9 protein-coding genes and 1 pseudogene are annotated in these 8501 nt (G+C 56.6%); 9 read left to right on the top strand and 1 reads right to left on the bottom strand.

Annotated features, from left to right (window positions below):
• On the bottom strand, nucleotides 1-828 hold an 828-nt coding region (locus FS320_RS33100; protein WP_152716664.1), incomplete at its 3' end, for a LuxR C-terminal-related transcriptional regulator.
• A gap of 487 nt (nucleotides 829-1315) precedes the next feature.
• Between FS320_RS33100 and FS320_RS33095 the strand changes: the two genes are divergently transcribed.
• The 9 genes and pseudogenes from FS320_RS33095 to FS320_RS48660 all read left to right on the top strand — a co-directional run.
• Nucleotides 1316-1759: a response regulator gene (locus FS320_RS33095; RefSeq protein WP_152716663.1), complete on the top strand. Its 444-nt coding sequence runs from the start codon at nucleotides 1316-1318 to the stop codon at nucleotides 1757-1759.
• Nucleotides 1760-1797: 38 nt separating this feature from the next.
• The gene (locus FS320_RS45430) at nucleotides 1798-1959 is read left to right on the top strand and encodes a hypothetical protein (protein ID WP_153885359.1); all 162 of its coding nucleotides are present in this window, start codon (nucleotides 1798-1800) and stop codon (nucleotides 1957-1959) included.
• Nucleotides 1960-2038: 79 nt separating this feature from the next.
• Nucleotides 2039-2608: a sigma-70 family RNA polymerase sigma factor gene (locus FS320_RS33090; RefSeq protein ID WP_244627548.1), complete on the top strand. Its 570-nt coding sequence runs from the start codon at nucleotides 2039-2041 to the stop codon at nucleotides 2606-2608.
• A 282-nt stretch (nucleotides 2609-2890) separates the two neighbouring features.
• Nucleotides 2891-3163: pseudogene (locus FS320_RS33085) on the top strand (integration host factor subunit beta); the annotation flags it as partial.
• Nucleotides 3164-3370: 207 nt separating this feature from the next.
• Nucleotides 3371-3718, top strand: coding sequence for a hypothetical protein (locus FS320_RS33080; protein ID WP_152716660.1), 348 nt, complete (start codon nucleotides 3371-3373; stop codon nucleotides 3716-3718).
• Between the two features lie 342 nt (nucleotides 3719-4060).
• Nucleotides 4061-5218 (top strand): hypothetical protein, encoded by a 1158-nt coding sequence (locus FS320_RS33075; RefSeq protein ID WP_152716659.1) that lies wholly within the window; start codon nucleotides 4061-4063, stop codon nucleotides 5216-5218.
• A gap of 11 nt (nucleotides 5219-5229) precedes the next feature.
• Nucleotides 5230-6315, top strand: coding sequence for a hypothetical protein (locus FS320_RS33070; protein WP_152716658.1), 1086 nt, complete (start codon nucleotides 5230-5232; stop codon nucleotides 6313-6315).
• Nucleotides 6316-6425: 110 nt separating this feature from the next.
• A complete protein-coding gene (locus tag FS320_RS33065) occupies nucleotides 6426-7874 on the top strand; it encodes a serine protease (RefSeq protein ID WP_162003405.1) in 1449 nt (482 codons plus the stop codon).
• A gap of 483 nt (nucleotides 7875-8357) precedes the next feature.
• Nucleotides 8358-8501: DUF6429 family protein (locus FS320_RS48660; protein WP_244626992.1), on the top strand; the 144-nt coding region annotated here is incomplete at its 3' end.

Genomic DNA, 8501 nt, shown 5'->3' with positions numbered 1-8501 from the left:
TCCTGATCGAGCCGGCTCATGCGCTCCTCCGTGTCGTCCCGTGACACGGTAGGTCGACTTCAACCGGAGGCGACATCTCGTAAATCTGGCCGTCGCCTTACTCACACATTCGCGCGTCGCGCTACAGGTGCGGTTTGCCGCACCGATCTTGCGCAGGATCGCTTTGACGTGGACCTTCACCGTCGCCTCGGTCACATCGAGCTTGCGGGCGATGATCTTGTTGGGTGCACCTTCCCGCAAGCAACCCAGGATTTCGGCCTCTCGTGGTGAGAGCTTGCTCGCCTTCAGTTCAGACAGCTTCGGCTCTGCCGTGTTGTTCTGAAGCGGCTGGCTTTGGTTCTGGGAAGCCCCGTCCATGAAAGGTCGCAGAACCTCGAACGGCAGAATGCTCTCGCCAAGTGTGACGAGTTCCAAGGATTTGATCAGAACCTCAGGGCCACTGGCGGTCAGGCAGAAGCCGGTCACGCCAGCCTCATGGGCCGTCCGCACGAAACTGAGATCAAACTGATCCGCCAGAGCCACAATCCGGGTCTCTGGTGACCGCTCCCTCACTTGCCTGACGACCTCAAGGACGCGACCGGTGTTCTGGGTGGCGTCAATGATCATCAAGGCCGTGTTGACGGCACAATGGTAGAGCCGCTTCGGACCTGTGACCGATGCTGCTTCGGCGATGGCAAACGGCGTCTCCCTCAGGATGTTCTCAAGCCCCGAGCGGAGAAGGAAGCTGTCACAGATCAGGGCGGTTGGGATGGCTGGCCCAAGACTGCGAGACGGCGTGACGGTGTCAGGCGAGATGTTGTGAACGAGTGTGAGCGTCTGCGCAGTCATCCGTGCCCCCTGTTTAGTCTTCCGAGTTAATCAAAAGTAAACAAGCAGCAGGAACTCTGTCTGTCTGAATCCCGACATATCGTGCTCAGCTAAAAGTCCTATGCTGTACTTTTGATCACATCTGCGTGATTAAGCGGGGCAAACAATCATCAGTGAAGCGTTTCTCGGCGCGGCGACAATACTAAAGGTGTACCCCGTTTTTTACAGTCAAGCTGGAACATCAGTCGCCACTTACGGTTGCGTGAACTCACATGTGTTAGTCGCGTAGGCCGAAACGGCTGGGGTGCGGATTTCTCGCGTGACAGGCAGGAGCTATGGCGCATCAGCGCCGGAAGGGTGCTTTGTCATCTCAACCCAACCATCGACCATCTCGTCCGAGCCAATCACTGCCAACTCCTCAGTCAGCCCATACCCGACCGGCTTCTTCAACTGATACGGCAGCACAACTCGCAAGATGAACCTCCTCGGGGCAAGGGAGCGCCACATCATGGGTCAGAAGACTGAGCACCACCAAGTAGCATTGATCGTTGAGGACGACACTGAGACCAAAAGTCTGGCTGCAACCCTTCTGGAAGAGACCGACCTTCACGTCGTTGAGGTGTCCAGTGGCGAAGAAGCGCTGCACTATCTGCACCACCATGCAGGAGAGGTGGTGTTCATCTTTTCTGAGGTGAAGCTTCCTTGTCTCATGGACGGCCTGGACCTTGCCCGATTGGTCAGGCTCAAATGGCCCTGGATCAGGACCGTCCTGACATCCGACGCACCGCCTGCGGACGATCTCGACAAGGCGCTGAGTCAGGTGCGTTTCATGCCGAAGCCGTGGTTACCGCTTGAGGTCTTGGTAGAGGCCGAGAAGGCGGTTCAGGCAACCCACTCCGAGCAAACCATGCCGCGACGCCAGACTGGCGCGCTCGCGACCGCAAGAATGTAACGCCACTCAGCCATCAGAGCAGCACCGGAGGAGACCTCATGACTACATCACGCCAGCCGAACATTCGCTCCATCACCACGCCAGCCGCAACCACCATTGGTATCACGCGCATGGGAGCGAAGCTGCAATCCTGCTATGAGGACATGCTGTACAAGCCAGCATCGCCGCAGATCGAGAACATCGTGCGCCAAGTGTCTTGAAGCGGCACCTTGTTGCATCACGTGATCGATGGAACGTGCCTCGGCGGGTTCCATCGTGAGGCCAATCGGAAGCGCCAAGATGACGACTCCTTCCATCACCGTTGACGAGCTTCGCGCCGCCCTTCCGAGCCTTCGTGCCTTTGCTATGTCCCTGTGCGGCAACAGGGATCATGCAGATGATCTGGTTCAGGACACGCTCGTGAGAGCGTGGTCGAAGATGGACCGCTTCGAAGCTGGCACTAACCTCAATGCGTGGCTCTGCACGATCCTCCGCAACATCTTCTATTCTGATTATCGCAAGAGCGTCAGGGAGGTCGAGGATGCGGATGGCTCCTATGCCGGTCGGCTTTTCTCGATTCCGGACCAGGAGGCGCGTCTTGCTCTGGAAGACTTCCAACGGGCGCTGATGACGTTGTCAGCCGATCAACGGGAAGCCTTGCTTCTGGTCACTGTTGAGGGTTTCTCGTATGAAGAGGCCGCAGAGATTTGCGGCTGTGTCCTTGGGACCGTCAAAAGCCGCGTCAACCGTGCTCGCACCCGACTGGCTGACCTTCTCTCGTTCGAGAGTGAGGATGATCTTGGACCGGGCAAGATCATTCTGGCCGCACTGCCGATAGCCGCAGAACCCGCCCTTCAGTCTGCAAGGTAGCGCATCCATGCCGGTTGAGATCGAGCGCAAGTTGCTGGGCGCGAGCGATTGCTGGCAAAGTCAAGTTCTTGGTCAACGCTACTTCCAAGAAATATGTCTAGGGGCGATGTGACGGTTCGGGTGCGGCGAGCCGGTCCCATGCCTTTCTAGCGATCAAGGGCTCGGGCAATGGAATTGTCTGAGCCAAGTATGGGTAGAGACTGGGTTCGGTTGCTTGACGATTACATGACGCTCTGGCAGCTTCCTCAAAAACCATCTTCATAACAGAGACATACGCCATCCATGATCAAATCCGAACTGGTCCAGAAGCTCGCCGAGCAGAACCCTCACCTGTATCAGCGTGACATTGAGATAGTCGTGAATGCGATCCTCGACACCATTGCTGATGCCCTTGCACAGGGTGGCAGGGTCGAGATTCGCGGATTCGGCTCGTTTGCGGTGAAGAGGCGGGACGCTCGCACGGGACGCAATCCACGTACAGGCAAGGCGGTTTCCATATCCGAGAAGGTCGTTCCGTTCTTCAAGACCGGCAAGGAAATGCGTCGGCGTCTCAATCCCACATCACAAAGCAGGGTAGCGAAGAGGTCAGCAGCGCGTGCCGCTGGCAGTACGGGGCACGTAGACGCTAAATCTCGTCGAACACAGCAACAGCTTGCTTGAGCGGGCGCTCAGGCGCATGCGCAGCATCAACAGTGCGTGAGACGTTGATAGTACACCACCTTCACGTAATCATGTGACCTCGATAGATACGGGAGAGCCGGGGTGGCAAAGATCGTGAAGACCATTGACGAGATCATGATTCAGGAAAACCGGGACATGCTCTTCGTTAGGTTTGACCAGCCGCCGACAAGAAGGGGGCTGCCAAACCCATCACGACAGCGACACTTGGATTGGTTCGAGTCGAGGGGGCTGCGTTACGAACTGGCCGCGCCGAAAGGTTGGTTGGAGGGCGATCCCGGAATTTTCGCAGTCTACTTTGACGGACCAGACGATCCACGGGTTGCGGAGTACTCGTCTATCTTTGAGGACGGTACAGGCAAGAGCCTAATTCCTGAAGATTACCAGATGCTCATCGTAACCTACGCTTCGTGGTCTCAGGACCGTTCCTAAAAGCGTTCGCTTTCGATGAAATCGATTTTACAACAAAGCTCGCTCGGCATCACTCACGGTCCCGTTCTGAGCGGCTGATGACCTCACCCCAGTTAAAGCAGGGCCGAGCAGCTTCGGCATAAACGGCCTTGATCAGCCTCTCGATCAAGTCGATGTCGATCTTCATGAGGCTTCGCCTTCGAAGGTTATCAAGCATTCGGCTTGCACAATGTGTTACTTGATTGCAACAGGACACAGATTCTTACACCATTAACCACGAAAGAGTTAGAGAACAGTCCTCTGAAGCCTATGACATAGATGCCAGGATGAGTCATAGTATCCCGCAATAAGAAATGGGGCACTATGAGTAAAACGACTGGCGATCTGCTCCCTCACGATGAAGTTGCTGCTGTCCGCCATATAGTAGACGAGGCTCGGGGGTACACCATAAATCTGAAGTATCTCGGGATTGCGTTCGCCGGTGAATCCATCGTTATCCTGACCTCTCTGTACGGCGCATGGCTCTTCGCTAAGATGTATGGGTCGGGCAATGACATGGCCATGCACATGATGATGCTGGCCCCGATCAGCTATGCGGTCATCGAAATGTCCCGCGTACCACTAGCAGTCGCCTTCCGTACCCAGCCCTCAGTCTTCATCAAGGTTCTAGCCTTCATCGGCGTGATCGCAGCAGCGGGCGTGACCATCAAGTCCATGTCCCAATTGGGTGAGATTATGTTTCGCCCGCGTCTAATCCAAGTAACCGAAACACACCATGCCCTGAAGGAAGCAACCGCTCGCCGGAATGCCTTCCAGGCCGAGTATGCAACGCGCAAGGAGCAGTTGGATCAGGCCACAGCGGCGCTTAAGACGGCCTCAGAGACATCTGTCAAACAGGTTGAAGCGCTCCGAGAAGCAGCGAAACCTACCATGTGCTCCTACACCTATCGTGACAGGAACGGTAGGCAGCAGCGAGGCACCCGGCCATGCCCCGAATCCGCCGCCTCGAAGACAATCCGGAACACCATGGCAGACCAGGAAGGCAACGTGACTGCCGCTAGGGAGCGGGTCGATGATGCCAACAAGTCCCTTCAAACCCTCGGGACGGCAGAAGAAGTGGAGGCAAATGTCGTTTCGGCGAAGAAGGCATACGACAACGCCGTCCTGCATTCGCAGCTTCATGCCTTCACCGGCATGTTCTTCGGCAAGGACCCGGCTCAGGTCTCAGAGGGCGAACTCTCGGGCTTCCTGCGTATCTTCGTCTTCGTGCCCGCGATCTGTGTCTCGTTGGCCTCGACGTTCCTGGCAATGGCATCGGTGACCAAGATCAAGCCGAAGAAGAATAAGACAACTACGGCGGCTGGCGCGACCCAGACGGTCATTCCGGTCGAGGGTGGCCGGTATGTGCTCGACACTTTCCATAACGCCGTCGTGGATAAGACTATCGACACCGTGGTCGATGGGGTGAAGAAGACGCCAGAGGCGACACAACCGACTGCTCCGAACCTCAAAGTCGCGTAAGAGGGACCAGGATGTCAGAAGGTGCAACCTACGTTTTCGAAGGCACTCCCGAGCAGAGGGCCTATGCGGCGGAAACCATCCACTCTCGGGTTCGAGCCGAAACCCGCCTGACGAACGGCAAGGCCGTTCTCTGGTGGATGGGTGGCGCAGGACTCTTCCTGGCGCTCTTGGGGATTGGGACTGGAGCAGCGCTCTGGGGCTACTCTCGGGTGGCTGATGTCACCAACACAGCAGAGCATCTGGCCGACACGCTCAGGACTGTCCTAGAGAAAGTCACGGTTGAGACGAATGGCGAGGTCAAGATTGCCAACGGCCAAACTGTTGGACTCAATCCCGATGCTACTGTCGCCGTAGAGCCGGGCGGGACCGTGCGCGTAGAAGGCGGTACTGTGCGGGCTGAGGGTACCATAGCGAGCCGATCCGACCCCGCTGCGCCCTCTCCGACCCAGTTTCATGGTTCAAGCGCGGGGACCGGGAACGATGCAAACATCGTAACCAATTTCACCATCTTCAAAACCGTGAACTATGGTGCGGGTAAGGTCACGACGGGTTGGAAGTTCAAGAGCAACGAGGACACAGCACCCTTCAACGAGTACTGCTATTATGTGCAATTGCAGAGCAGCGGCGGCGGCATGGTGACTGTCGATCTTGCGGAAGATGGAAAGATGAGTCCTCCCTCCGGGACGCTCGCAATTGATCATGGTGATGCGGCCAAACGCTGTATCTGGTTTAACGGCGGCTCAACGCAATCAGCAAGTTTGACGACAACAACTTCGTCGGTGCCATCCTCCACCCCAATCCCGGCAACACTGCCAAGTTCGTCGGCTCCCTCTCCGTTCGCCTCATCATCCATGTCCCCGCCTGCGGCTGGTGCGAGTTTCTCCGACTGGCAGAACTGGTGCCGGACAACCTATCCGGCGACGATTCATGAGTGGTGTCTCAATACCTTTGGTCCTCGGGCGAAGATGATGTCTCCCCCTGCTTCCGATGCACCTACTTCTCTTGTTTCCCCAGCCCCAAGTCGTGTTGTCAACGACCCTGTGCCAGTTGGAGATGGTCGTCTGCGGATGGACCCTACCAAAGTTAAAAGCTTCTGATCTGTCGCGGCGCGAGAATTGTCATGGTTACCGGTATGAGTTCGAACACCTTTTCGGAGTGCTCTCGGAGAGCGCTTCAATCCTTAATCAAGGACCGCACTCCAAAATGCTTGATCGCTACAGCTATTGCCGCGACCCTTCTTGCCTTCCCCGTTGCTGCCCAGACGAAGAACAGTCCAATTTATCGCGCGGCAGCAAGCGAGTGGTCCAGCCTGGATGCATATCAGCGGGTTCGTCTTCAAGTCTATCTGACTGCGGCTGGTTATTGGCCTGCGGTCCCGAACCAGGATTTCAGCATGCGCCTGTTTGAGGCCATGTCCCAGTTCCAGAGCGATCATGGAATGCCTCGCACCGGCATACTGAACGAACAGCAGCTTGACATGTTGATTCAGGCTGCTGAGCCGATCCTGCGCACCTGGGGCATGGGTGAGATCACACATCCGACCCGTCGCGTCTCGATCTGGGCTCCGCTCGGATTGGGACTTGTGCAAAAGCGCGTGAAGGACGGGGTAGAGTACACTGATCCTCAAAAACGTGTGTTCCTGGGCTTCAAGTATCTGGAGAATGTCGGCCTAAAAGAAGTCCATGACTACTTGCTGCAACAGGCCATAGCAGACGGCTCAGTTGTGCAGTACGAAGTTCTGAGGAAAGACTTCTTCGTCGTATCCGTCTACAAGGATGGTCTGACCCGCTATATGCGGTACCATCGGGATGGTAACGGCCTGCTCGGTTTCGTGTTCGGCTGGAACGACGCGGGAGCCCAAATCTACGGCGAGCGCATCGTCACTTTGATCTCAGCCTCCCTGTGGGCGGTGGCGAATGGCGCTCCCTTCGTCACACCGCCTAAGATCGTACAGGAAGCGGCCAACCCGCCTGTCCAGCAACCTCAAGTTCCTGTCACGACGCCAAAGCCCGAGACCAAGAATGATGAGGGTGGCCTGACTTCTGGCTCTGGATTCTTCGTTACTAATGCTGGTCACATTATTACGAATCATCACGTGATCGAGAAGTGCTCGACTGTAGCCGTTGGCTCCGACCAGATTGAGCCGACCATCGCACGTATCATCGGTTCCGATCCAACTAATGATCTCGCGTTGCTACAGGCGAACGTCATTCCTGGTGCCATCGCCGACTTGCGGTCCAATGCTCGGTTAGGCGAGTCCGTGGCCGTGTTCGGCTATCCCCTCTCAAACGTGCTTTCTAGCTCGGGCAACTTCACCCAAGGGAGTGTGACGGCGCTGGCAGGGCTAAGGGATGATACCCGCCACTTGCAAATCCAAGCTCCAGTTCAGAGCGGCAATAGTGGTGGCCCACTACTGGACGCTAGTGGGAACGTGATTGGTGTCGTCGTTTCAATGTTAAGCGCCAAGCGGATGATAGAAGTAGCCAACACTTTGCCACAGAACATCAATTTCGCAATCAAGGCCAATGTGGCTGCGAATTTTCTCGACAGCAAGGGAGTGCAGTACGCAACCGCTTCCTCCAACTCAAATCCGCTGAAGCCGGAAGACATCGCTGAGCGCGCAAAGAAGCTCGGCGTCATGGTCGTCTGCAAATAGGAGACTAGGTTCAGTGGCCTCTCGACCTCAATCCTTCTTGGTCTTCTGCCTTCTTGCCGTCCACCTTCTGGTGCATGTTGTTTAGCATCATCTCCAGAGCCTCCAGACGTTCCTATCAGCCTCCCCGCCAGCCCTTAAAAATAATCTTGTGGCGACCGTCCTGAGATCCGGCGACTGGTGTCGGCACCAGACGGCTGGCGATCTGGATCGACAAGTCCGAGGAGCATCACGAAGGGGGTCCAACGGCGGCAGTGAGGCTCTGGATAAAACTAGTTTTCGGACGCCGGATCGGTCCTGCGTCCAAGTTTGGCGTCCCGGTCCTCGCCCTGAAAGATCATGTTTTGGATCGTTCTGAGATCCGGCGACCGGTGTCCGTTATGGAGGTGCGACCTTGGATCGCGAAGTTCGAGGAGCATCGCCGGAAGTGTATCCATCCGAGCGGGGCCGCGGGATTTTGGGTGCCGCGCGTGGTAACGTCGGTTCATGGAGATCGATGAGGACAAGATCGACGATGCCGTTTTGGCGCTGTTATGGCTGACGCTGCATAACGAGCGTTGTGCCTGGAAGGGCTTCGACTGGGCAACGACGGATCGGCTTCACAAGAAGGGCTTGATCGGCGACCCAGTC

This window comes from Microvirga tunisiensis (assembly GCF_009296175.1).
Lineage (GTDB): Bacteria > Pseudomonadota > Alphaproteobacteria > Rhizobiales > Beijerinckiaceae > Microvirga > Microvirga tunisiensis.
This window is presented reverse-complemented; position numbering and strand designations above follow the sequence as displayed.

Excerpts from the sequence above, each read along its gene's own strand:
- FS320_RS45430 (WP_153885359.1), top strand. The coding sequence starts at position 1,798 with ATGACTACATCACGCCAGCCGAACATTCGCTCCATCACCACGCCAGCC.
- FS320_RS33075 (WP_152716659.1), top strand. The coding sequence starts at position 4,061 with ATGAGTAAAACGACTGGCGATCTGCTCCCTCACGATGAAGTTGCTGCT.
- FS320_RS33095 (WP_152716663.1), top strand. The coding sequence starts at position 1,316 with ATGGGTCAGAAGACTGAGCACCACCAAGTAGCATTGATCGTTGAGGAC.
- FS320_RS33090 (WP_244627548.1), top strand. The coding sequence starts at position 2,039 with ATGACGACTCCTTCCATCACCGTTGACGAGCTTCGCGCCGCCCTTCCG.
- FS320_RS33070 (WP_152716658.1), top strand. The coding sequence starts at position 5,230 with ATGTCAGAAGGTGCAACCTACGTTTTCGAAGGCACTCCCGAGCAGAGG.